The organism is Kandleria vitulina DSM 20405 (assembly GCF_000702065.1).
GTDB classification, from domain to species: domain Bacteria; phylum Bacillota_I; class Bacilli_A; order Erysipelotrichales; family Coprobacillaceae; genus Kandleria; species Kandleria vitulina.
The window spans coordinates 12,731-34,751 of the sequence record NZ_JNKN01000023.1; the positions used below are offsets into that span (position 1 = coordinate 12,731).

General features: G+C 34.6%; 26 protein-coding genes and 2 riboswitches. Of the genes, 6 read left to right on the forward strand and 20 right to left on the reverse strand.

Features of this window, described 5'->3' with window-relative positions:
* Position 1: 1 nt before the first annotated feature.
* Both T513_RS0106500 and T513_RS0106505 read right to left on the reverse strand, forming a co-directional pair.
* Positions 2–1,111 (reverse strand): GGDEF domain-containing protein, encoded by a 1,110-nt coding sequence (locus T513_RS0106500; protein WP_031589461.1) that lies wholly within the window; start codon positions 1,109–1,111, stop codon positions 2–4.
* A 50-nt stretch (positions 1,112–1,161) separates the two neighbouring features.
* Positions 1,162–1,237, reverse strand: a riboswitch (cyclic di-GMP riboswitch).
* 68 nt (positions 1,238–1,305) lie between these two features.
* Entirely contained in the window at positions 1,306–2,484 is a 1,179-nt protein-coding gene (locus T513_RS0106505; RefSeq protein WP_029070878.1) for a phosphoribosylaminoimidazolecarboxamide formyltransferase, read from the reverse strand.
* Positions 2,485–2,528: 44 nt separating this feature from the next.
* A riboswitch (ZMP/ZTP riboswitch) is annotated at positions 2,529–2,607 on the reverse strand.
* A gap of 156 nt (positions 2,608–2,763) precedes the next feature.
* Between T513_RS0106505 and T513_RS0106515 the strand changes: the two genes are divergently transcribed.
* From T513_RS0106515 to T513_RS0106540, 6 genes are read left to right on the forward strand one after another with little or no spacing between them, the layout of a single operon-like run.
* A complete protein-coding gene (locus T513_RS0106515; protein WP_029070879.1) occupies positions 2,764–3,798 on the forward strand; it encodes a type II secretion system F family protein in 1,035 nt (344 codons plus the stop codon).
* Entirely contained in the window at positions 3,798–4,094 is a 297-nt protein-coding gene (locus T513_RS11460; RefSeq protein WP_029072912.1) for a hypothetical protein, read from the forward strand. Before T513_RS0106515 ends, T513_RS11460 begins: the two co-directional genes overlap by 1 nt.
* A gap of 15 nt (positions 4,095–4,109) precedes the next feature.
* Positions 4,110–4,574: a DUF4860 domain-containing protein gene (locus tag T513_RS0106525; protein WP_029070880.1), complete on the forward strand. Its 465-nt coding sequence runs from the start codon at positions 4,110–4,112 to the stop codon at positions 4,572–4,574.
* On the forward strand, positions 4,571–4,963 hold the full coding sequence (locus T513_RS0106530; protein ID WP_029070881.1) for a hypothetical protein: 393 nt from the start codon (positions 4,571–4,573) through the stop codon (positions 4,961–4,963). The genes T513_RS0106525 and T513_RS0106530 overlap by 4 nt, the downstream gene beginning before the upstream one ends.
* A complete protein-coding gene (locus T513_RS0106535; protein ID WP_031589463.1) occupies positions 4,960–5,460 on the forward strand; it encodes a hypothetical protein in 501 nt (166 codons plus the stop codon). Before T513_RS0106530 ends, T513_RS0106535 begins: the two co-directional genes overlap by 4 nt.
* Positions 5,460–6,512: a type IV pilus twitching motility protein PilT gene (locus T513_RS0106540; RefSeq protein WP_031589464.1), complete on the forward strand. Its 1,053-nt coding sequence runs from the start codon at positions 5,460–5,462 to the stop codon at positions 6,510–6,512. Before T513_RS0106535 ends, T513_RS0106540 begins: the two co-directional genes overlap by 1 nt.
* A 23-nt stretch (positions 6,513–6,535) precedes the next feature.
* On the opposite strand, the gene mgtE is transcribed toward T513_RS0106540, so the two are convergent.
* The 18 genes from mgtE to T513_RS0106630 form a co-directional block, all read right to left on the reverse strand.
* On the reverse strand, positions 6,536–7,882 hold the full coding sequence (gene mgtE / locus T513_RS0106545) for a magnesium transporter (RefSeq protein ID WP_031589465.1): 1,347 nt from the start codon (positions 7,880–7,882) through the stop codon (positions 6,536–6,538).
* A 77-nt stretch (positions 7,883–7,959) separates the two neighbouring features.
* Positions 7,960–9,117 (reverse strand): cation diffusion facilitator family transporter, encoded by a 1,158-nt coding sequence (locus T513_RS0106550; RefSeq protein ID WP_031589466.1) that lies wholly within the window; start codon positions 9,115–9,117, stop codon positions 7,960–7,962.
* A 39-nt stretch (positions 9,118–9,156) separates the two neighbouring features.
* Positions 9,157–9,510, reverse strand: coding sequence for a hypothetical protein (locus tag T513_RS0106555; protein WP_029071247.1), 354 nt, complete (start codon positions 9,508–9,510; stop codon positions 9,157–9,159).
* 41 nt (positions 9,511–9,551) lie between these two features.
* Positions 9,552–10,337 carry a histidinol-phosphatase HisJ family protein gene (locus tag T513_RS0106560; protein ID WP_031589467.1) on the reverse strand — a complete coding sequence of 262 codons (786 nt, stop codon included), beginning with the start codon at positions 10,335–10,337 and terminating at the stop codon, positions 9,552–9,554.
* 9 nt (positions 10,338–10,346) lie between these two features.
* Positions 10,347–10,604 carry a hypothetical protein gene (locus tag T513_RS0106565; protein ID WP_029071245.1) on the reverse strand — a complete coding sequence of 86 codons (258 nt, stop codon included), beginning with the start codon at positions 10,602–10,604 and terminating at the stop codon, positions 10,347–10,349.
* A 147-nt stretch (positions 10,605–10,751) separates the two neighbouring features.
* Positions 10,752–11,426, reverse strand: coding sequence for an NAD(P)H-dependent oxidoreductase (locus T513_RS0106570; protein WP_029071244.1), 675 nt, complete (start codon positions 11,424–11,426; stop codon positions 10,752–10,754).
* Positions 11,427–11,740: 314 nt separating this feature from the next.
* Positions 11,741–12,994 carry a sensor histidine kinase gene (locus tag T513_RS0106575; protein WP_029071243.1) on the reverse strand — a complete coding sequence of 418 codons (1,254 nt, stop codon included), beginning with the start codon at positions 12,992–12,994 and terminating at the stop codon, positions 11,741–11,743.
* Between the two features lie 2 nt (positions 12,995–12,996).
* The gene (locus tag T513_RS0106580; RefSeq protein WP_029071242.1) at positions 12,997–13,695 is read right to left on the reverse strand and encodes a LytR/AlgR family response regulator transcription factor; all 699 of its coding nucleotides are present in this window, start codon (positions 13,693–13,695) and stop codon (positions 12,997–12,999) included.
* A 121-nt stretch (positions 13,696–13,816) separates the two neighbouring features.
* On the reverse strand, positions 13,817–14,458 hold the full coding sequence (hisIE, locus tag T513_RS0106585; RefSeq protein ID WP_029071241.1) for a bifunctional phosphoribosyl-AMP cyclohydrolase/phosphoribosyl-ATP diphosphatase HisIE: 642 nt from the start codon (positions 14,456–14,458) through the stop codon (positions 13,817–13,819).
* Entirely contained in the window at positions 14,442–15,221 is a 780-nt protein-coding gene (gene hisF, locus T513_RS0106590; protein ID WP_029073024.1) for an imidazole glycerol phosphate synthase subunit HisF, read from the reverse strand. The genes hisIE and hisF overlap by 17 nt, the downstream gene beginning before the upstream one ends.
* Positions 15,211–15,930 carry a 1-(5-phosphoribosyl)-5-[(5-phosphoribosylamino)methylideneamino]imidazole-4-carboxamide isomerase gene (hisA, locus tag T513_RS0106595; RefSeq protein ID WP_029073025.1) on the reverse strand — a complete coding sequence of 240 codons (720 nt, stop codon included), beginning with the start codon at positions 15,928–15,930 and terminating at the stop codon, positions 15,211–15,213. The genes hisF and hisA overlap by 11 nt, the downstream gene beginning before the upstream one ends.
* Positions 15,908–16,534, reverse strand: a complete 627-nt coding sequence (gene hisH, locus T513_RS0106600) for an imidazole glycerol phosphate synthase subunit HisH (protein WP_029071238.1) — start codon at positions 16,532–16,534, stop codon at positions 15,908–15,910. The genes hisA and hisH overlap by 23 nt, the downstream gene beginning before the upstream one ends.
* A complete protein-coding gene (hisB, locus tag T513_RS0106605) occupies positions 16,534–17,121 on the reverse strand; it encodes an imidazoleglycerol-phosphate dehydratase HisB (RefSeq protein ID WP_029071237.1) in 588 nt (195 codons plus the stop codon). Before hisB ends, hisH begins: the two co-directional genes overlap by 1 nt.
* Positions 17,118–18,419: a histidinol dehydrogenase gene (gene hisD / locus T513_RS0106610; RefSeq protein ID WP_031589468.1), complete on the reverse strand. Its 1,302-nt coding sequence runs from the start codon at positions 18,417–18,419 to the stop codon at positions 17,118–17,120. The genes hisB and hisD overlap by 4 nt, the downstream gene beginning before the upstream one ends.
* Positions 18,420–18,424: 5 nt before the next feature.
* Positions 18,425–19,045, reverse strand: a complete 621-nt coding sequence (gene hisG / locus T513_RS0106615; protein ID WP_031589469.1) for an ATP phosphoribosyltransferase — start codon at positions 19,043–19,045, stop codon at positions 18,425–18,427.
* Entirely contained in the window at positions 19,038–20,003 is a 966-nt protein-coding gene (locus T513_RS0106620) for an ATP phosphoribosyltransferase regulatory subunit (protein ID WP_029071234.1), read from the reverse strand. The genes hisG and T513_RS0106620 overlap by 8 nt, the downstream gene beginning before the upstream one ends.
* A gap of 230 nt (positions 20,004–20,233) precedes the next feature.
* The gene (locus T513_RS0106625) at positions 20,234–21,166 is read right to left on the reverse strand and encodes an AEC family transporter (protein WP_029071233.1); all 933 of its coding nucleotides are present in this window, start codon (positions 21,164–21,166) and stop codon (positions 20,234–20,236) included.
* 69 nt (positions 21,167–21,235) lie between these two features.
* Positions 21,236–21,661 carry a hypothetical protein gene (locus T513_RS0106630; RefSeq protein WP_031589470.1) on the reverse strand — a complete coding sequence of 142 codons (426 nt, stop codon included), beginning with the start codon at positions 21,659–21,661 and terminating at the stop codon, positions 21,236–21,238.
* Between the last annotated feature and the right edge of the window lie 360 nt (positions 21,662–22,021).

Sequence of the window (22,021 nt, forward strand, 5' to 3'; positions counted from 1 at the left end):
TCTATTCAATATTATAATATGAAGCAAAATAACTTCCTTTATTGGTATTCTTGACATGATAAAGATTCATATCCGCCTGCTTTAACATAGCTCTAAAATCGTCTTCAGAAGATACAATCCCTCTTACTGCTCCAAGACTGCCAGTTGGTATATCATCAACACCGGGAACTCTAAACTGCTTTACACATTTAAAATAATGTTCTTTACTCGCAGTAATCTCCTCTTCACTTTGTTCAGTGACAATAAGCAGCTCATCACCACCAAAACGATAGCATCTCTCTTCACCAAAAATACCTACTAATATACGTCCATATTCCTTTACTACAAGGTCACCGATATCATGACCGTAGGTATCATTGTAAACTTTGAAATTATCAATATCACCGATGATCACAGTTATTTCTTTTCCAATATAGCTATTCATAGCAAGTTTCAAGGCATATCTATTTTGAAGGTTTGTTAACGCATCCGTTCTAGAAATTCTTGAAAGCATTTCTTTTTGTTTTTGTGACTCAAAATCTTTTTTAATGTAGAAGTACATAAAATAAAAATGAATTGAAGAGACAATCCAAGTCGTTACTAAAAATATTGCCAAAGAGACTTTACTATAATGAAAAAAATACTGATCTATAAAATGAGATATCCATAAAAACGACATTATTGATAAAGCCCCAGAAAAAACTGGTGAAATAGTAAACACAAGGAGTGTCCACACCAATGAAGAATAAAATGATGAAAAATAATCACCCCTTGGGAATAATAAAAACGTATAAAATACCCCATAGAAAAGCTGCATACATATAAATCCTGTAATCAAAATACGTGGAACAATCGTTGTGTATCTTGTTTCCTTATCACTCAATAAAAAGAAAAGTACATAAATAATTATAAATAAAAGCACTGCAGCATCTAATATACGTGCTTCCCATAGATGATATAAACGATTCTTGAATACAAGAAAAGTAAAAAGATGATAAATAATAAAACATAGATCAATAAACAATACCGGAATCATTGTCAACATATTCTTTTTTGCTAAACGATTATATATTTTTCTATCTTTCATAAATGTATATCGGCCTTTAATGGCTGTACGTAAAATATTTAACATAATAACTCCTAAAAAAAAGCATTGTGCGGACACAATGCTACTGAAAGTATTTTTGCAGCTGGCAGCCAGTTTAAAGGCCCTATAGCTTTGCGTCATGAATTTTCATTCATTTTGCCTATAAATTTGTTATCTATGGAATACTAACATACAAATTACAAAAAGTAAATAAAAGACTGCCGAAGCAGTCTTTTTTATTAATGATGGAATAATCTTAAATGAGTAAAGGCAAGAACCATATCATAGCGATCAGCAGTTTCAATAACATGATCATCTCTGATTGATCCTCCTGCTTCACCTACATACTTAACGCCACTCTTATGTGCTCTTTCAATATTGTCACCGAATGGGAAGAATGCGTCTGAGCCAAGTACAACATCAGTGTTGCCAGCTAACCATTCTTTCTTTTCTTCTCTTGTTAATGGTTCAGGTCTAACTTTGAATGTATTCTGCCATACATCATCACCTAATACATCTTCATAATCATCTGATAAGTAGATATCAATTGCATTATCACGATCAGCACGTCTAATACCATCAACAAACTGTAAATCAAGAACTCTTGGATGCTGACGTAAATACCACTTATCAGCTTTATCTCCTGCTAATCTTGTACAGTGAATTCTAGACTGCTGTCCAGCACCGATACCGATAGCCTGACCGTTCTTTACATAACATACTGAGTTTGACTGAGTATACTTTAATGTAATCATTGATAAGATCAAATCATTCATGATATGATCTGGAATTTCTTTATTCTTGCTGACGATTTCATTAAATAATGCAGGTGTGATCTTAGCATCATTTCTACCCTGTTCAAAAGTAATACCGAATACCTGTTTTCTTTCAATTGGTTCAGGTTTATAATCTGGATCAATTTTTAATACGCAATAATTACCACGTTTTTTCTTTTTAAGAATTTCTAAGGCTTCTTCTGTATAGCCTGGTGCAATGATACCATCACTGACTTCAATACGAATAAGATCTGCAGTTACTGCATCCACAACATCACTCATTGCACAAAAATCACCGTATGAGCTCATACGATCGCTTCCTCTTGCTTTAATGTAAGCATTAGCTAATGGTGTTAATTCTTCAGGTGATTTTTTAACAAAGTACATTTTTCTTTCAACTTCAGTTAAAGGTGTACCTAGTGCTACACCAGCTGGTGATACATGCTTAAAGCTTGCAGCACATGGAATATTGATTGCTTCTTTTAATTCCTTAACGAGCTGCCAGCTGTTTAAGGCATCCAATAAATTGATATAACCAGGTTTTCCATTTACAACTTCAATTGGAAGTTCCCCTGCTTCACAATAAACCTTTGCAGGTTTCTGATTAGGATTGCAGCCATACTTTAGTTCTAATTCTTTCATCTTTTTTCCTCCACATTAATCAAAAAGAGCCCACTCATCCAGGCATCTTTTGCCCAGACGGTCGGCTCTTTAAAATTATACTTCATGTGGTCTATTCCACTTCCGTCAGTCGTATAACTACTAATATACTACTGAAGTTTTTAAAAAAATGCAAGCAATTATTATCTTTGTTTTCTTTCTTCAATATAAAATCCAAGAAGTCACAAGATTGTGTTATAGAATGTCAAAATATAGTATAATATAGAAAACGTAAGAGTTTATGGAAAGGATGTGTTTATTATGAAAAAGAATAAGCTCAGCAATATCGAGATTGCCGAGTTTACAAACCAGTTATCACTTACATTGCATGCTGGTATTTCTATCTTTGAAGGAATCTCCATCATGCGTGATGACATCAATGGAACCAATCACTTTATTCATTCTATCTATAAAGATATGGATAATGGGAAATCTTTTAGTGAAGCATTACAGAATACGGAAATGTTTCCTGATTATACCATCAGCATGATTAATATTGGTGAAGAGACAGGTCGACTAGAAGAAATTCTTGCTCGTCTATCAAAACATTATCAAAGACTACATGAAAATAATGAAAACATTAATGCGGCATTGTCTTATCCAATGATCATGATTGCCATGATGGCCGTTGTTGTCATTGTCCTTATTACTCAGGTTCTTCCTATTTTCAATCATGTTTTCCAAAGTCTAGGAACATCTATCAATGGTTTCTCATTATTTGTACTGACATTAGGAAAAACGTTAGCTCGCTATTCTTGGGTCTTCATCGTATTGCTGTTCCTTCTTGTAGGATACGTAGTCTATGTGAAGAACTCAGAAAAAGGGAAATTAAAACTCTATCGCTTCTTGACTCATTTCCCACCGACAAGAGATCTTCTTATGAAGATGGCTCTTTCTCACTTTACAAGTGGTCTAGCAATTGCCTTAAGTAGCGGTATGACAATTGAAGAATCTATTGATCTTTCAAAAGAACTTGTTAAAAATCATGAACTATTAAGTTTACGTATTAATAAAGCACAGGATATCATGAAAGAAAAAGATATTGTCTCAGCGTTAACTGAAACACGCATTCTTTCTGGTATGTATGCTCGTTTTATTAAGATTGGCTATAGAACAGGCGGAATGGAAACGATCTTTGATAACATTGCAACAAGATATGAGAATGAAACAAACGATCGTATCAGTCGCTTGATTGGTATCATCGAACCTTCATTGGTTGCCATTTTATCCATTATTACAGGAATCATTCTTTTAAGTGTCATGTTGCCACTTATCGGAATTATGAGTAGCCTTTAATGAAACTCTTAAAAAGACATCTTATTTCCATATTGATCTTTCTTACTGCTCTTCTCCTTATGTTAGCAGGTATACGGACGATGAACGTATCGACAAGAAAAGATCAATATAATAGCCTAGAAAAGGCTATCAATACTACCATTCTTGAATGCTATATACAGGAAGGTCACTATCCAGAAAACTTAAAGGAAATTGAAAATGAATATCATTTAACTTATGATCATTCACTCTTTAAGGTAACCTACAAGTTCATCAATGAAGATGACTATCCTGATGTACATATCACAATACTCTAGAAAGGAGGGCTTAGCATGCAAAGAAAATCGCACTCTATCGATATTGTCTTCGTACTTATACTATTCAGCGTATTCTCACTAAGCGCCCTTTCTATTGTCTATATTGGTGCTAATGTCTATGGCTCTTCAACTAAGACAACTGATAATATCAGAAACTTTGATTTGAGCATGAACTATGTTGTAGAGAAGGTAAAGATTCATAACAATGGATCAATTAATATCATCAAGAATAATGATAATGATATCTTAAAATACCAGCTTAACAACAAGAAAGACCATTATATGTTCTGTTATCAGGGTTTTCTTTGTGAATATAGCGCAGATCCCAATGAAGCATTTGATCCTCAAAAAGGAAAGCATGTGATTGAGATGGATAGAATGAGTTTATCTATGCATCGCTATCAGCTTAAAATCACCATGATCATCAAAGACCATAGTCGTGAATCCTTCATTAATCTTGTAAGGAGTGATTTAGAATGAGAATACATAATAAAAGCAGTCTTTTCCTCATGGAAATCATCTTTTCACTCTTATTCTTCTCTGTTGCCGGAAGTATCTGTGTACAGCTATTTATTAAAAGTCATATTATCAGCCAAGAAACAAAATATCTTTCTAATGCTAATATGATGGCTAATAATATAGCGGAAACATATCGTGCCCACACACTTACTGATCATTATCCTTATGATAAAGATAAGAATATTTACTTTGATAACAACTGGATTTTAACCAATAGCGATAATGCGGTCTTTGTTGCCCATCTTACTTTTTCAGACAATATGCTAAGAATTGAATTTATTCATGATGGTGACAGCATTCTAAGTCTTAAAGTAAGAGCCTATAATCAGAGGGTGGTGAATCGTTCATGAAAAAATATACAATGAATGTCGGGATTAGCTTCTTTCTGATTATATTCATCATATTATGTATAAGTACCTTCTCACTATTGTCAGCAGTCAGTGCTGTCGATACTAAAAAAGCAACTGAACTTTCAGTTACTCATCGTAGCTACTACTACACATTGACTAATAATGTACAAAATCGTCTAAAAGAAATTGATGATCAGCTTTATAGTTTCTATAAGAGCACTTCTTCTAAAAAGGACTATTTTAAAAAGCTTTCCTCTTTAAAGGGAGACTATGAAATTAACGACCATACCATTTCTTTTACGGATTCATATCGTGACTTAAAGATTTCTGTTAAACTGGAAGCCTTATATCCTGGCAATAAATTCTATAAGATCACAAAGTGGGCTATTGTTTCTACTAATACTCCTGATAATGCAGGTAAGATGAAAACACATTCTGATGACGATGATGACGGCAGTGAATCAGGTACAATTGAAATTTGGGGTGAGCAGAACTAATGGATTTAATTGAAATTTTAAAATATGCCAAAGCAAAGGATGCATCTGATATCTTCTTCATTGCCGGGCAGCCTATTACATTTAAAGTGTATAACGAGCTGATTCCACTAAATGATCAGAAACTGATGCCTGGTGATACAGAAAAACTAATCAATACAATCTTCGAGATGTCTCACCGCGATAAAAAGAAATATCATGATATGGGTGATGATGATTTTTCATTCTCTGTTCCAGATGTTTCAAGATTTCGTGTGAGCACATACCGACAAAGAGGATCCATGGCAGCAGTTATCAGAATGATTTCTTTCCAGTTGCCTAATCCTGTCGATCTTGGTATTCCTGATTGGATTATCAAGCTAGCACAAGTCAAAAAAGGATTGGTTCTTGTCACTGGACCTGCAGGCAGCGGTAAATCTACGACACAGGCTTGTATGATTGATGCCATCAACAACAATTATGCAAAGCACATCATTACCTTGGAAGATCCGATTGAACATCTTCATTCACATAAAAAATCGATTGTGTCACAGCGTGAAATCACAATCGATAGCGCGTCGTATATAAATGCACTCCGTGCCGCTTTAAGACAAGCGCCTGATGTTATATTACTTGGAGAAATGCGTGATTATGAAACAATCAGGACGGCCCTCATGGCCGCGGAGACCGGCCATACGGTTATCTCCACATTGCACACCATCGGTGCCGCAAAAACAATTGATCGTATCATTGATGTCTTTCCTGCCAACCAGCAGCGACAGATTGCTCTGCAGCTGTCACTGACCTTGGAAACAGTTATTTCTCAGCAGCTGATTCCAACAACCGACAATCGTCTTGTGCCTGTATTTGAAGTCATGAAAGTCAATACAGCGATTCGCAATATGATTCGTGACAATAAGATTCATCAGATTGATGGTATCATCTCATCGAGTCCAGACTCTGAGATGATTTCAATGGATCAAAGTCTCTTGGCACTATACAAGCGTCAATTGATTACTAAAGAAACGGCTTTGATCTATGCATCCAATCCGGATATGCTTAGCAGAAAACTATAAAAGGAACACCGCTGTGTTCCTTTTTATTGTACCAATAATGGCAAGAATAATGTCGCTAGCCCAAGGAAGAATAAGAACCCTAGGCAGTCTGTTACAGTTGTTACAAAAACACCAGATGCTAATGCTGGGTCAATATGACACTTTCTTAATACCACTGGAACAAGGTAACCGGCAATGTTGGCTGCTACCATATTCAAAATCATCGCTAACGCTGCCACAAGACCGAACCATGGGTTATGAGCAAACCACCATGAGCCAAGTCCGACAAATATACCAATGGTAATTCCTGTAAGGAGTCCCACACCGACTTCCTTAAAGAAGATCTTTAAAGCATTATCTCTATCAATTTCTCCTAAAGAAAGACCACGAACAAGAATAGTCAATGACTGTGTTCCCGCATTGCCTCCCATTCCTGTTACGATGGACATGATGGATGCAAGAGAAACAACTTTCGCGATTGTTCCTGAGAATTTATCGACAACCGCTGCTGCCATAACCGCAGTCGCAAGATTGACAATAAGCCAAGGTACACGTGAAATATAGGATTCAATTAAAGTTGAATCTACACGTTCTTCACCTGACATACCTGCCATCAAGTTGATATCTTCGGTTGTTTCATCTTCAATAACGTCCATGATATCATCGATTTCAATGATACCAAGCATTCTGTTTTCATCATCTACAACAGGCATCATGATGAAGCTATACTTCATGAATGTTTTAGCAACATCTTCCTGATCTTCTAGATAATTGATTGTTTTCACATTTTCATTGGTAATATCTAGAATTGGTGTATCAAAAGATGATTCTACAATATCTCTTAATGAGACAACGCCCTTTAGAATTCCATCTTTGTCTACGACATATAAGTAATACTTAGGAAGATCTTCCAATGAGGCTGAATGAAGATAATTCAAAGTATCTAGAACAGTATTTTTAGCACGAATACTGATGTAATCAGTAGTCATCAGACCACCGGCAGTTTCTGGATCATATGTCAGAAGGTTTTCAATGGTCTGTTTATCATCATGATCAAGGTTGGATAAAACCTGTGATTTTTCTTCTTCGTCTAATTCACCTACGATATCCGCAAGTTCATCATCACTCATCTCATCGAGGATTTCTCTTTGTCTATCTTTTAATAATGATGTAAGTAAAGTATACTGATCATCTTCATCATCCTCTTCTTCGATGATATCCGCAATCATATCATTAGGAAGCTTCGATAAGATCAGATCCGCATGATCAGGATGATCATGAATAATTTCAAGAATATCGGCCGGGTGTATACTATCAATCGCTTCTTCTATTTGTTCTTTATTACCTTTACGAAGTAATTCTTCAATATCCTTCAAAGTTAAATTGGACATGTATACCCCTCCTTTATTTTCAACTTAATCATCTTAACATGCTCTATTTTTTTAAACAATACAATATCGTTTTGATTTTAATAGTAAGCGTAATCATAAGCGATAACACATTCATAAGCATCATCAATATGACTGATTTCCGTCTTGATTTTCTTATCAATCTCTTTTTCACTGCCATTATGATCTGGCAAGAGAACATCAAATATCAATTTTGTATGTGTTCCTTTCACGATTCTGAAGTCGTGAATTGAGTAGCGTTCATCGATTTTGGCGATGATCTGTTCTACTTGATCTTTTAATCTATTGGTAAGAGGATCATGAAGCTGAATAGGGTCCATATGAATTGTGGTAAATATCTGGAATTTTTCAGATATATCTTTTTCAATACTGTCAATAAGGTCATGTGCTTCTAGCATGTCTGATTCACTATCTATTTCTAGATGTACAATAAGATAACGACGTCCTGGTCCATAGTCGTGGATCATCATATCATGTACACCATAGATGCCATCATAATTCATCAGTGTTTTAGTGATAGCATTGATTTCTTCTTTATCTGGTACTTTTCCTAATAAGTTATCGATCATATCACGAAGGATATCCCAACCTGATTTCATGACAAACAATGAAAGAAGGACACCGATAAGACCATCTAGTGGAAATGTAGTAAAACATGAACCTACCAATGCGACCATTGAACCAAATGTAGTGATAACATCATTAAGACTGTCTCTTCCTGTTGCTAAAAGTGTCTCTGAAGAGATGATATGTCCTGCTTTTGTATTAAAAGTATACATCCAAAGTTTAATCATGATGGATACGCATAAGGCAATCAATGCGGGAATGGAGAAGTTTAATTTAACTGGATTGATAATTTTCAATGAAGATTCGATAAGACAAGTTGCACCTACATAAATAATCAATGCAGAAATAAATAGTCCAGTCAGATATTCATAACGACCATGTCCGTATGGATGATGGGCATCTGGTTTTTTTCCGGCTAACTTAAAGCCAGTCAATGAGGCAATATTCGATGCCGCATCGGACAAGTTGTTATATCCATCCGCAATGATAGCTGATGAATGCACAAATGTACCAAAAACTAATTTAAAAGCGACACAAATAAAATTGGCTATGATAGAAAGAATAGAACAAAGTACTCCGTACTTTTCTCTTATTTCTACCATTGATAATTGATCTTCTTTTATAAATATTCTTGATAATAATGTAAACATTTTTATCCCCCTTTAAAAAAAAGTACACGAGTACGTGTACTAAAAAATGCTGACAATTTTTCTTAAATAAATATTCTTTCCATCTCTAACAATAAGCTTTTCATCTTCCATTTCACTAAGATAGCCGGCAATCTTTTCACGATCTACGGTCTTGTTGGCAAGAACTTTCAAGCTTTCTATTATTGCTGGTGAATCATCTTTAATAAAGGCAAGATTCTTTTTGTCATACTGTGCATGTTTAATCATGACATTTAGACAAGCGACATAAGCCCACTTTACTTCGAGTCTTACAAGTTTATACTGCATTCCATCAAAGAGTTCAGCAGGTACATAATATTGTGTCGTTGTAGCCTTTTTGATTTCGTATAGACTTTCTTTATCAAATAATTCCATTGTATCAATTCCTTTCTAATGAATATTATAGCATCTAAACGTTAATCTTTCACTCTTTTTGTAAACGTCGATACATCTTGAAAACCAAGTTCTTCATAATGTCTGATTACATCATCCACATGTTCTCCAACACGATCACTTGTATGTGCATCTGTTCCAACAGTAATGATTTCTCCTCCTAGCTCTTTATATCTTTTAATAATATCAAAGCGAGGGAAACCACATGTCTTTCTTAATTTATATCCACTTGTATTGACTTCAATACCTTTACCTTTTCTAATAAGTGTCTTTAATATTTCATCAATAGTATCTGTGTATTGATCATAATCAATAGAACGATCTTCATATGGACCGTATCTTTCAATATAATCAAGGTGTCCTAAGACATCAAAACAATCAAATGTCTTAACACATCTTAAAGTTTCTTCAAAAAACTCACGATGGGCTTCTTCTTTGCTTTTATTCTTAAAGAAATCTCCATAATAGAATTCAGTATGTCTAATGACATGAATAGATCCAATAACAAAATCATAAGGTGAACTCTTAATAAAATCATTGATTTCATCATAATGATCACAATCAAGACCAATCTCTACACCAATCTTAACTGTAATTTGTGACTGGTATTCTTCTTTTAACTTTGATAATTCTTTAAAGTAAGCCTCTGTATCTAGTTCAAAGGCATCAATAGGATAATCAAAATCACGATGATCTGTAAAACAGATTTCATCCAATCCTTTCTTGATAGCCATTTTAATATGTTCACGTGGAGACGCTTCGCTGTCTCCAGAAAATGCAGTATGCATATGATAATCTATATGTCTCATCTTAATCTCCTAATAACATCTCTCTGTCTCTTCAATGATGATACGTAGTTTCTTATTTTTACGATCTGCTTTTTTTATTCGCTTAATGAACATATCATCAAAGATCATATTAGAAGAATATAGAAAGATAATATTCATATTTTTGACATGAAGAAGTAAATGGTAGAAGGCTTCTAGATCATTAACATCACATACCAATAGGTCATTGATAGTATCAAAAAATGCATCCTTGTTTTCTATAAATCTGAAATCGATGTATATATCCATAATCATCACCGATTTCATTATAGCACAAAGATGCATTTTCTTTCGTCAATAACACTATTTATTCCTTTTGATTTCTCCTTCAATAATACATCCAAAGAGAATTACTACTAAAATCAATATTAAGATCATTATTTATCCCCCCAGACATTATTTCAAGTCATGTTCTTTAATATACTGAGCCAAAGAGTCATAAGGCAAAAATTCTTTCCAGCGTTCTTGCTTATTTGTTATTACATTATGTTTCATTTCAGTTAAAACCAATCTTTTTACATATGTAAAAAGTTTTTCTTGTCTGATTGTAAATGTACATACATTATCCTCAATCCTTTTCATCATTGTATCAATCTGTGAGAATAGACAATCTAGATCATAATCAATATCACTGCTCATTGTATAATGCTCATGACTGCCAATAACTTCTGCTCCAAATGATTTAAAGAGTTCACAGAAGTATTCTGAAAGCTCCTTAGCACCATGAGTGGAAGCATAATTGAAAATAATGACTTTCTTTCTGATCAATGGAAATTCATGCATTCTATATGATACATTATCAAATTCTATTTTAAGTGCTCCTGGCATTTGTTTTAAATAAACAGGGCAAAGCAGAATGATGCCGTCGGCCTTCATCAGTTTCTGTTCAAAAAGAGAAGGGCCTTTTTCACAGGCATCCATATCCGCATCATAGCGTGATATTTGTGAGTGGGACTGATCAAATATATCTACAGTACAATCTTTATCTTTTAAATACTCTGTTACCTGACCAAGAAAATAATCGCCCATGCCATTCTTTCTTGGACTCCCTTTTATTATAAGTATGTTCATTCCACACATTCCCCTTCCTACTTTGCTAATTACACTATAATTGCAAGTGAAAGATTTCTCTATGATTATTAGATGAGTGGTCTTTTTTTTCTCTTAGTGGTCATCAGCTGACAAAAAAAGGGGCCTGATTATTTCTAATCAGGCAAGGGTAACAAATAAAAATATAAAAAAGAATTTAATTATAGATTATCTTTTACCATAGATTAAACGCCAAATTTCTCTAAGCAAAGTATAAACCATAAATACGTCCTCCTTTATCCTATTTCATTGTAGCATCAGGGATAAAAAAGTCGTATTAAAAGTCGACGAACGGTCTATTTTATAGACGAACGGTTTCTTAAGCGTACATCGGTGATAAATTCCCCTTCTTTTACATCAAAACTATAGACACCATCATATTTTTTTACAATCTTCTTAATGTTCTTTAAACCAAATCCATGATGTCTTTTATTCTTGCTGGTAGTCATATGAGAATCATCTTCAACACAGCTGTTCTTCATGACAATATAAATAAACAGATTCTCTTCAATGAAGTTGACTTCCACATGGCCATGTTCCTGCTTCTTTAATGATTCAGCCGCATTCTTGATCATATTGGAGACAAGAACTGTAAGATCTAGTTCTTCAATGGATAGATCATCGGATAAGAACCCTTTAATCTTTATTTGATGATTATCTGTCAACGGTAAGAAATAGTAGTTTAATATCGTGTTAACAATATCATTTCCTACATCATAATTACGTGTAGAAATAGCGTTTATTTCTGATGTCATCTGATCAATGAATACACGTAATTGATCATATTCATGATTATTAAGATAATTCTTCATAACCAAAAGTTCAGAGATAAGATCATGTCTAAACTGACGGGTATCCTGCTCTTTTAATAAAAGCTGATCAAAATAATCTTTTTGTTGATGATTATAAGTATCTAACAAACTGTTCTTAAACTTCTCACTTTCAATTTCTCTAAAAGTTGCTAACAGTATTGCCAGACACATCATGATGGTCACACCAGCGGCAGTAGTCACTACAAATCCTCTGATGAAATCTTCATGATTCAATAAATCAGAAAGCAAGAATGTATAGTAGCTATAGGCTACAATTAATCCTACTGAGACAATGGTTGTAAGAACCAGTACTTTTGTTGGCATTTCATGGAAATCCTGAGGAATGCGTACACCGGAGAGTCCTAAAAGCATTTCCGCAAAAATAATGACACATAAGGTAATTAAATCATTATTAATAAATGTTGCTCCGATGATATAATCCACTCCAAATATGACTGTATTTTCAAGCAATGAGACAATGAGTACAGAATAAATTAAAGAAACAATAGTTTCTCTTCTTTCCATATCGAATATCAGCCGCATAAAAATAAGAGCTACGAGCGTTGCAGATATTGAAGAATAATAAGGATCATAGAATAATGCGATCACGATAACCAATATTACAATCACTTCAATGATCTTTGACCACTTAATCTGACGATATTCCTTCTTATAGATCATCCTAAACAATACAAAATATTCTAATAATGTAAGCAGGAATTTTAATGCGATTTTCATAGTTATATTTTTCCTCTTAACTCAAAGTTCATGATAGCCTTCATCATACCCTTCTTCTTTCTTCTAGAAATAGGAATCTCTTTTCCTGATATCGTAATGATACAATCATCCTGTAGATCTCTTATTTTGCTGATGTTTACCACATAACTACGATGACAGCTCATAAATAGTTCTTCATCAAGAGTTTCTTCCATCTTTTTAAGAGGACAGTTACAATCGTAAGTCTCTTGTTTACAGACAATTTCTACATAGTCCTTTACAGCTTTTATATACTCGATATCTTTCTCAAAGATCTTATATTTTCTTCCCTTCTTAGAAACCACATGTGTTGTATAGCCAATAATCTGACTCTTGGCATACTGAATGGCTTCTACAAGTTCATCTTTATCAATAGGTTTAGTGACAAAACGGCTAGCCCCTATCATAAAGGCTTCCTTGAATCGTTCACGTTTACTTGAAATCATTATGATCAATGGTTCAATGCCATTGTTTTTTAGTCTCTTGGCTGTTTCTATTCCATCAAGAACACCCATATCTATATCTAAAAGTAAGATGGAGAACATTTCTTTATATTGGAGAAGTGATTCTCCATCATAAACAGATACAAATTCAAAGACATCATCATACTCGCTTAACATCTCTTTGATTGTACTATGAATAACTGGATCATCATCACAGATCATCACTCTATTTTTATTCATATGTTTTCCCCCTTACTACATAATACTTTATCATTTTACTATATAAAATGATATAAATCTATCACCAAACATCCCTTGCTACCATATGGCATAAAAAATCTGATGCATTGCATCAGATCCTTTAGTATTCTCCTCTAGTATGGAAAACTTTCTTATTGCCAGAAATTTTATGTCTTTCTTTCAATAGTTTTTCAACATCTTCGACTTTAACACCACGATTAGCCATAAGTACCATCACATGATAATATAAGTCTCCAATTTCACCAATTAAATCTTCTTTGCTGTCGTTTTTAGCAGCAATAACTGTTTCAGTTGCTTCTTCTCCAACCTTCTTGCAGATTTTATCTACACCTTCATTTAGAAGATAATTTGTATAAGATTTCTCTACAGGATGTTCAATACGATCCATGATTGTCCCATAAAGGGCATCTGCAAGAGAACTGTTATCATATGGAATAATGTCATCAAAGAAACATGAATAATGTCCTGTATGACATGCAGCACCTGTCTGTGTTACATAAATTAACAATGTATCCTGATCACAGTCAAGAGACATTCCTTCAATATGCTGGAAATGTCCTGATGTTTCTCCTTTATGCCACAATTCCTGTCTGCTTCTTGAATAGAAGTATGTTTCATGTGTTTTTAACATCATGTCATATGCTTCTTCATTTACATAAGCAAGCATCAATACCTGCTTAGTCTTAACATCCTGCACGATGGCAGGAATCAATCCATTCATCTTATTAAAGTCCGGTTTCATGATTTCTCCTTACTGGAATGCTATACTTTTCGCATTCATCTTTTACTTCATCAATTGTTGCTTCTTTATAATGGAACAAGCTTGCAGCTAGTGCTGCATCACAGTTTGTTTCTTTAAAGACTTTTGCCATATCTTCCTTACCGCCGCATCCCCCGCTGGCAATGACAGGAATGCTGACAACATTCATAACAGCTTTTAACATATCAATATCAAAGCCATCTCTTGTACCATCTGCATCCATGCTTGTAAGCAGAATTTCTCCCGCACCGAGTTCTTCACATTTCTTGACCCATTCAATTAAATCTACACCGGTATTGACTCTTCCCCCAGCCACATAGACATCATATCCTGTGTCATCTTCACGTTTTTTTGCATCGATCGCAACGACAACACACTGCACGCCAAATTCATCAGCAGCTTCTTTTATAAGCTGTGGATTCTTAATAGCTGCAGAGTTGACAGAGACCTTATCTGCTCCACTCGATAAAATCATACGGAAATCTTCGATTGTACGAATACCTCCGCCTACACATAAAGGAATAGACAGCTCAGAAGCTGCTCGTTCAATCAAGTCTCTGATAATGCCTCGATCTTCATATGTTGCAGTGATATCCAAGAATACGACTTCGTCAGCCGACTGACGATCGTATTCTTTAGCTAATTCAACAGGGTCTCCTACATCCTTTAGACCAACAAAGTTGACACCTTTTACTACTTTTCCATCTTTAATATCAAGACAAGGAATAATACGTTTAGCCAACATGTGCAATCACCTCACCGAGATTAACAGTGCCTTCATAGAATGCTTTTCCGACAATGCAGGCATAATATCCTCTTCTAGAAGCTTCAAGGATATCTTCATTATCCTTAACCCCACCTGATACAACAAAATCCATATTAGAATTATTCTTGATTGTTTCATATAAATCAAATGAAGGACCTTTTAAAGTACCATCCTTAGAAATATCTGTACAGACAATCGTTTTCACACCGATTTCTTCTAGCTGATGAATAAAATCAAGATAATAGATATCAGATGTTTCTAGCCATCCTGAAGTAGAAACATAGCCATCCTTGACATCCACTCCTACGACAATACGACTGGCATCATATTTTTTAAGACACTCTTTTACAAACTGAGGATCTTTTAATGCGGCAGTACCAAGAATGACACGATCAATACCTACTTCACTTAAATAGTAATCCACTGTTTCAATATTACGGATTCCTCCTCCTAATTCGATAGGCATAGAAACAGTTTCACGAATCTTCTTGATAACTTCCTGATTCTTTGCAGCAGCATCTTTTGCACCATCTAAGTCTACAAGATGAAGATATTTAGCCCCCATCTTCTCAAATTCTTTTGCTAATTTATGTGGATGATATGAATATACTGTCTTTTGTTCATAATCACCTTTATAAAGACGAACGGCTTCTCCATCTTTTAAATCAATTGCTGGTATCACTAACATCTTCTATCAGCTCCTTAAATGCTTTTAATATCTTCTTTCCAACTTCTCCACTCTTTTCTGGATGGAATTGACATCCCCATACATTTCCTTTACCTACAAGAGCAGGAATTTTTGATCCGCCGTATTCTACATAACAGATCAGTTCTTCATCTGGGCAAACAGCCCCAAATGAATGTACAAAATAAACGTAATCTTTCTCTTTAATATGTGAAAGAAGCGGATGGTTCTGATTAAAAATCAGCTCATTCCATCCCATATGAGGAATCTTGGCATTAACCTGTAATTTCTGTACCGATCCTTCTAGAAAACCTAATCCATTGCATTCTTCAACTTCATAGCCCTTCTCGAAAAGAACCTGCATGCCAAGACATATTCCCATAATGGGAATATTCTTCTCTTTCGCCTGTGAAAGAACATCAATGAGGCCATATTCTTCTAAATGACTCATCGCTACTGGAAAAGTACCTACACCAGGAAGAACAATTCCCTGGGCTTTCAATATCAATTCAGGATCCCTTGTTACAACTGTCTCCATTCCTTGTCTTTTAAAAGCATTAGAGACTGAAGCAAGGTTCCCTACATTATAATCAATAACTGCAATCATTAAAGAACCCCCTTGCTAGAAGAGACTTCATCTTTAAACTCTTCATCAATAGAAACAGCTTTTCTTAATGCTCTTCCTGTTGCCTTGAACATTGCTTCAATAATATGGTGTGTATTACGTCCATAATGTTCATTGATATGTAAAGTCATCAATGAATTATAAGCAAAGGCTCTAAAGAACTCTTCTGTCATTTCTGTTTCATAATTGCCAAGCACTGCTGTTGGCAATTCAGCATTATAGACAAGATAGCTTCTTCCACTTAAATCAAGATCTACAGTAACAAGTGCTTCATCCATCGGAATCGTAAAGCTGCCATAGCGCACGATTCCTCTTTTTTCACCTAAAGCATTTTTAAGTGCTATTCCTAAGGCAATGCCAATATCTTCAACAGTATGATGTGAATCTACCTGAAGATCACCTTCACATTTAAGAGAAAGATCCATTCGTGCATGGAATGCCAATAATGTCAGCATGTGATCTAAAAATCCTACACCGGTATCAATATTGGCATCACCTTTCCCATCAAGATTCAAACTTAATTGAATCTTAGTTTCTTTTGTTTCTCTATTGATACTATACTCTCTCATAAATCCTCCTCGAATCTTACTCTCACGCTATTGGCATGAGCATCCAATCCTTCAAGATGTGCAAATTTCTGTACGTCATCCTTAAATGTTTCCAAAACCTGTTTTGGATAATAAGAGAATGCAGAATGTTTAACAAAATCATATACACCTAAAGCAGAATAGAACTTAGCAGTTCCTCCTGTAGGCAAGACATGGTTTGTACCTGACATATAATCACCTAATGGTTCTGGAGTATATTCTCCTAAGAAAATTGATCCTGCATTCTTGATATATGGCAACGTGTCTACTGGATGGTCTACAAGAACTTCAAGATGTTCAGGAGCTAATGCATTAGATACATCAAAGGCTGTTTTGATATCATCTACGATTACTGCTCCACCATAATTTGTAAGTGATTCTTCAATAATTTCTCGTCTAGGTAAAGTGACAATCTGTTTCTTTAATTCTACGTCCACTTCTTTTGCTAAAGCTTCTGAAGTCGTAATTAAAGTGGCACTTGCTAATTTATCATGTTCAGCCTGACTCATTAAGTCTGCGGCAATATAGCGTGGATTTGCTTTTTCATCTGCGATGATCAAGATTTCTGAAGGACCAGCAACCATATCAATATCCACAACGCCATAGCACTGTTTCTTAGCTGTAGCTACAAAAATATTTCCAGGGCCGACAATCTTATCTGCCTTAGGGATAGAAGCTGTTCCATAAGCTGCTCCAGCAACCCCTTGTGCGCCTCCGACCTTATAGATTGTCTTGATTCCAGCTACATGAGCTGCTGCTAAGATTACATCAGCAACCTTACCATCACCTTTTACTGGTGTGATAATATACATATTCTCTACTCCTGCCAACTGTGCTGGAATAGCATTCATCATAACTGTTGAAGGATAGGCTGCAGTTCCTCCTGGAACATATAATGCAACTGTTTCAATTCCTCTCACGATGGATCCCATAATAACGCCATCTTTCTTATAAAGACTCCAAGAGTTTTCTACCTGATGCTTATGATATTCAGTAAGCTGTTCTTTTGTACGCTCTAAAATACGAACAAAATCTTCTCCCACTCTTTCAAGTGCTTCTTCTTTTTCTTTTTCTGTTACGATAAGATCATTTCTGCTTTGAATATGATAACCATCAAATTGAGCACAGTACTTTGTAATAGCCTGATCACCGTTTTCTTTAACATCCTTTACAATCTTTAGAACGGCCTGCTCAACTTCCTGTGAGATATCTTCTTTACGGGTATGGAGCTTTTCTTCTAATTCCTTGTATTCTCCATTATATTTCACAATCTTCAGCATACCTCTTAAGCCCCCTTCTTTAATGCTTCCATCAACTTAAAAATCTCTTCTTTCTTATATTTCAAAGAAACCTTGTTGACAATCATACGTGTAGAAATATCTGCAATCTTCTCAATAACTTCTAGACCATTAGCTTTAAGTGTAGATCCTGTTTCAACGATATCTACAATTGCATCAGATAATCCTACAACTGGTCCAAGTTCTACTGAACCTTCTAACTTGATAATTTCTACATCTTCCTTTTTAGATGCAAAATAAGATTTTGCAACTTTAGTATACTTAGAAGAAATACGTTTTCTTCTATGGAAAGTCTTAGTTCTATATTCAGGATAAGCTGCTACCGCAAAATAGCACTTCCCGATATTTAAATCCATTAATTCATAATAATCATCAAAGTCCGCTTCCATCAACGTATCTTTTCCAACAAACCCAACATCTACGATGCCATGTTCAAGAAAGGTAAGGACATCATTTGCTTTCGCAAATATCATCTGGATGCCATCCTTTGTCTCTATAAGTAATTCTCTATCTTTATTGATAATAGGATCCATATCGAATCCCTGCTTCGATAACATCTTAACAACCTGTTTCTCGATACGTCCCTTAGTGATCGCAATCTTAATCATTAGTTTCCCCTTCTTTCTCATAAGCATTCAATAATGTGTTGATATGATAAGAAAAACCAATCGCTGGTGAATAAGTATCAAAATTATTCATTAAGCGATCATATCTCCCCCCTGAAAGAATAGGATATTCACTGTATCTTGAATAAACTTTCATCATTACACCAGTATAGTACGACTGATTTGGTACCATGCATAAATCAAACATCACATCTTCTTTCTTATCACATGAAAGATAAAGTTCTTCTAATGAAGTAATCGCATCTAACAGCTGTTTATCTTTTACTTTCACCTTAAATGCTTTTAAGTCATCAATACTACCAAAAGAAGAAGGAAGATTAATTAACATTTCTTTTAAATCTTCATCCAAGTCTTTTTCTTCTACAAATCTCTTCATTTCAGAAATAGCTTTCTTCTCAAGAATTTCAGATAGTTCTTCATCTTGTACAAGTTCCATAAGTCTTAAATAGAATGAGGCATTTCCTAATTCAAGCTTAAGATCTTTCATATTGATAACATCCATAGTTTCTTCAATTAAAGAAAGACATTCCTGATCCCCCTCTTCACCAGGCTTACCAATCAATTCAATTCCTGCCTGATAAAGTTCAGAACTTCTTCCCTTATGACGTTCCTGCATTCTAAATACTTCTCCAAAGTAACAATAACGTCTTACTTCATCAGTATTTTCATTATGATAAAGTCTGGCGATAGGAACAGTAAAGTCTGCTCTTAATGCAATACGTTTACCATCTCTATTCATAAACTGGAACATACTTTCTTCTTTCTGGTGTCTTGTAGTCTTAAATAGATCTACATATTCAAACATTGGCAAGATTAATTCTTTATATTGATGTCTAGTAAACACATCTCTTAAATTGACTTCGACTTCTCTTAATTTCTCAACATCCATCGAAACGACAATGCCACTTTCTTCTGGTATAAGGTATTTAAATTCTTCCATAAACTCCTCCTATAAAAAAAGCAGGTCCTAATGACCCGCTTCTTGAATCATTAGATACAGCCAAGTATGCGAAAATGGGCTGTATCGTAACGATATAACCCTATGTCATTGCATGATGATGGTGATGCTTATTTCCATTATAAAGTTTTGTATTGATTTTTTCTAATTTCATAAGTATCACCTCGATTTTTTTACATAATAACACAAAATCAAAAGAAATAAAAGGTTTTTTATGCGAAATAAAGATAAACCAGAATGATTGTTGGCATGGTTAAGATACACAAAAGAATAGAGAGCGCATTAATAATAGATGCTTCAAATGGCTTATTATGATAAAGCTGTGCGAACTGTGTCACTGTGGATGCACTTGGTGCAGCTGCAGCCAATAGTACAATCATTAAGATGTCTTTTCCTTGTGGCAATAAGGTATGTAGTCTTAACACTAAGAACAGTGCAAGAACCATAAGTGGTAAAATAATCAATCTTATTAAAACAATAAGATATGCTCTGATGTTGGCAAAAACATCTTTCCATGACACTTTACTTAATAACATTCCTACTACAAACATAGAAAGAGGTCCCATCATGGCTCCCATACTAGACATGGCACTACTTATTGGCACAGGTAGCTTAATATTCAATAAGAATAGACTCATTCCCAAGATAATAGCGAGAATGTTTATATTACCGATAATCTTCTTAAAAACAAAACTCTTTTCATTTTTTATAAGTGAAAGACAATGTGTCCATACTAAGGCAATCTGTACCATCATATAAGCACTACAATAGAAAACCATTTTTTCACTCATAGTTAAAGTAACAAGAGGAATAATCAGATTGCCAGCATTGGAATAGATCAAAGATGCTTTTTCTACATTGCAGAAATGAAATACTTTACTTAATAGCTCTGTCATTACGATATAGAGAACATGTATGCCTATGGAAGCAGCAACTGCCAATAGAAAGCCATTAACTTTATCCTGAGTCAATTCAAGCTGAAAAGATTTAATGATAGCACAAGGTCCACACACATAAAGTACGATCATTGAAAAAAGATTACAGTCCTTTAATGTACATATTTCCTTCTTGATCATAATGAATCCTACTGCAATCATAATAAACATCGCACCAATCTGAGAAGCAAGCGATAATGCCATATCCATATATTTCACCTCGAATAAATTATATCAAAACGAAGAAAAAGGATGGGGAGTTTCCCCATCCTGAAAATATTATCTATGTTTTTTGTTTTTCTTCTTATCAGTTCTATACTTATCACGCATAGCTTTTGCAGCACGCATGAAATCTTCACTGTTCATGACGTAAGTATAAATATTCTTTCCGTTATTCTGTGTCTTGTCTCTTAATACAATCTCAACCTTATGCTTATCTACAGCACGGAATTTAGCAATATTATTGTAAGAGATTGTCTTAGTCCACATGGCAATACCAAACCACTTATAATAACTGATTTCATCTTCTCTCAATTCAACATTATAGCTCATGAATATACCAAACATTCCTAAAGCTCCAATGATGAACCCCATTGTCATCTGTGAGTATGACCCCTTGACTCCTAGGTAAAAAGAAATAAGTATTAATATACCAACAAGGACACTCATCTCAATAACACATCTAAATTCTTTAAACTTTTTCATAATAAAATTCCTAGTATAATCTAATTGACTTATCCGTGAGTTACTTTTAAGACTCCCTGGAGTCATTAAAACTGATAAGCGTTTAGATTATATCCCTTTCTTTATTTCCTTTATAATAGAAGTATTGAATATGTGTACTTTAGGTTTTCTCCTTATAGCCTTGACTAGATCTGAAAGTTTACTGCCACAGTGATATGACTAAATAGTAATGAGTTGGATAAGTCCTTGAATTTATATCTTCACTAGGTTCTGTGTTATGTCATAGTGCAGACATGTTCAATTATATTCATCTTAGAAAGGACGTGATTTATATGTATATAGTAGCTATTGATATAGCTAAATTCCATCACGATGCTATCG

Coding starts and splice junctions, on each gene's coding strand:
- T513_RS0106500 (WP_031589461.1), bottom strand. CDS start 1,111: ATGTTAAATATTTTACGTACAGCCATTAAAGGCCGATATACATTTATG.
- T513_RS0106505 (WP_029070878.1), bottom strand. CDS start 2,484: ATGAAAGAATTAGAACTAAAGTATGGCTGCAATCCTAATCAGAAACCT.
- T513_RS0106515 (WP_029070879.1), top strand. CDS start 2,764: ATGAAAAAGAATAAGCTCAGCAATATCGAGATTGCCGAGTTTACAAAC.
- T513_RS11460 (WP_029072912.1), top strand. CDS start 3,798: ATGAAACTCTTAAAAAGACATCTTATTTCCATATTGATCTTTCTTACT.
- T513_RS0106525 (WP_029070880.1), top strand. CDS start 4,110: ATGCAAAGAAAATCGCACTCTATCGATATTGTCTTCGTACTTATACTA.
- T513_RS0106530 (WP_029070881.1), top strand. CDS start 4,571: ATGAGAATACATAATAAAAGCAGTCTTTTCCTCATGGAAATCATCTTT.
- T513_RS0106535 (WP_031589463.1), top strand. CDS start 4,960: ATGAAAAAATATACAATGAATGTCGGGATTAGCTTCTTTCTGATTATA.
- T513_RS0106540 (WP_031589464.1), top strand. CDS start 5,460: ATGGATTTAATTGAAATTTTAAAATATGCCAAAGCAAAGGATGCATCT.
- mgtE (WP_031589465.1), bottom strand. CDS start 7,882: ATGTCCAATTTAACTTTGAAGGATATTGAAGAATTACTTCGTAAAGGT.
- T513_RS0106550 (WP_031589466.1), bottom strand. CDS start 9,117: ATGTTTACATTATTATCAAGAATATTTATAAAAGAAGATCAATTATCA.
- T513_RS0106555 (WP_029071247.1), bottom strand. CDS start 9,510: ATGGAATTATTTGATAAAGAAAGTCTATACGAAATCAAAAAGGCTACA.
- T513_RS0106560 (WP_031589467.1), bottom strand. CDS start 10,337: ATGAGACATATAGATTATCATATGCATACTGCATTTTCTGGAGACAGC.
- T513_RS0106565 (WP_029071245.1), bottom strand. CDS start 10,604: ATGGATATATACATCGATTTCAGATTTATAGAAAACAAGGATGCATTT.
- T513_RS0106570 (WP_029071244.1), bottom strand. CDS start 11,426: ATGAACATACTTATAATAAAAGGGAGTCCAAGAAAGAATGGCATGGGC.
- T513_RS0106575 (WP_029071243.1), bottom strand. CDS start 12,994: ATGAAAATCGCATTAAAATTCCTGCTTACATTATTAGAATATTTTGTA.
- T513_RS0106580 (WP_029071242.1), bottom strand. CDS start 13,695: ATGAATAAAAATAGAGTGATGATCTGTGATGATGATCCAGTTATTCAT.
- hisIE (WP_029071241.1), bottom strand. CDS start 14,458: ATGAAACCGGACTTTAATAAGATGAATGGATTGATTCCTGCCATCGTG.
- hisF (WP_029073024.1), bottom strand. CDS start 15,221: ATGTTGGCTAAACGTATTATTCCTTGTCTTGATATTAAAGATGGAAAA.
- hisA (WP_029073025.1), bottom strand. CDS start 15,930: ATGTTAGTGATACCAGCAATTGATTTAAAAGATGGAGAAGCCGTTCGT.
- hisH (WP_029071238.1), bottom strand. CDS start 16,534: ATGATTGCAGTTATTGATTATAATGTAGGGAACCTTGCTTCAGTCTCT.
- hisB (WP_029071237.1), bottom strand. CDS start 17,121: ATGAGAGAGTATAGTATCAATAGAGAAACAAAAGAAACTAAGATTCAA.
- hisD (WP_031589468.1), bottom strand. CDS start 18,419: ATGCTGAAGATTGTGAAATATAATGGAGAATACAAGGAATTAGAAGAA.
- hisG (WP_031589469.1), bottom strand. CDS start 19,045: ATGATTAAGATTGCGATCACTAAGGGACGTATCGAGAAACAGGTTGTT.
- T513_RS0106620 (WP_029071234.1), bottom strand. CDS start 20,003: ATGGAAGAATTTAAATACCTTATACCAGAAGAAAGTGGCATTGTCGTT.
- T513_RS0106625 (WP_029071233.1), bottom strand. CDS start 21,166: ATGGATATGGCATTATCGCTTGCTTCTCAGATTGGTGCGATGTTTATT.
- T513_RS0106630 (WP_031589470.1), bottom strand. CDS start 21,661: ATGAAAAAGTTTAAAGAATTTAGATGTGTTATTGAGATGAGTGTCCTT.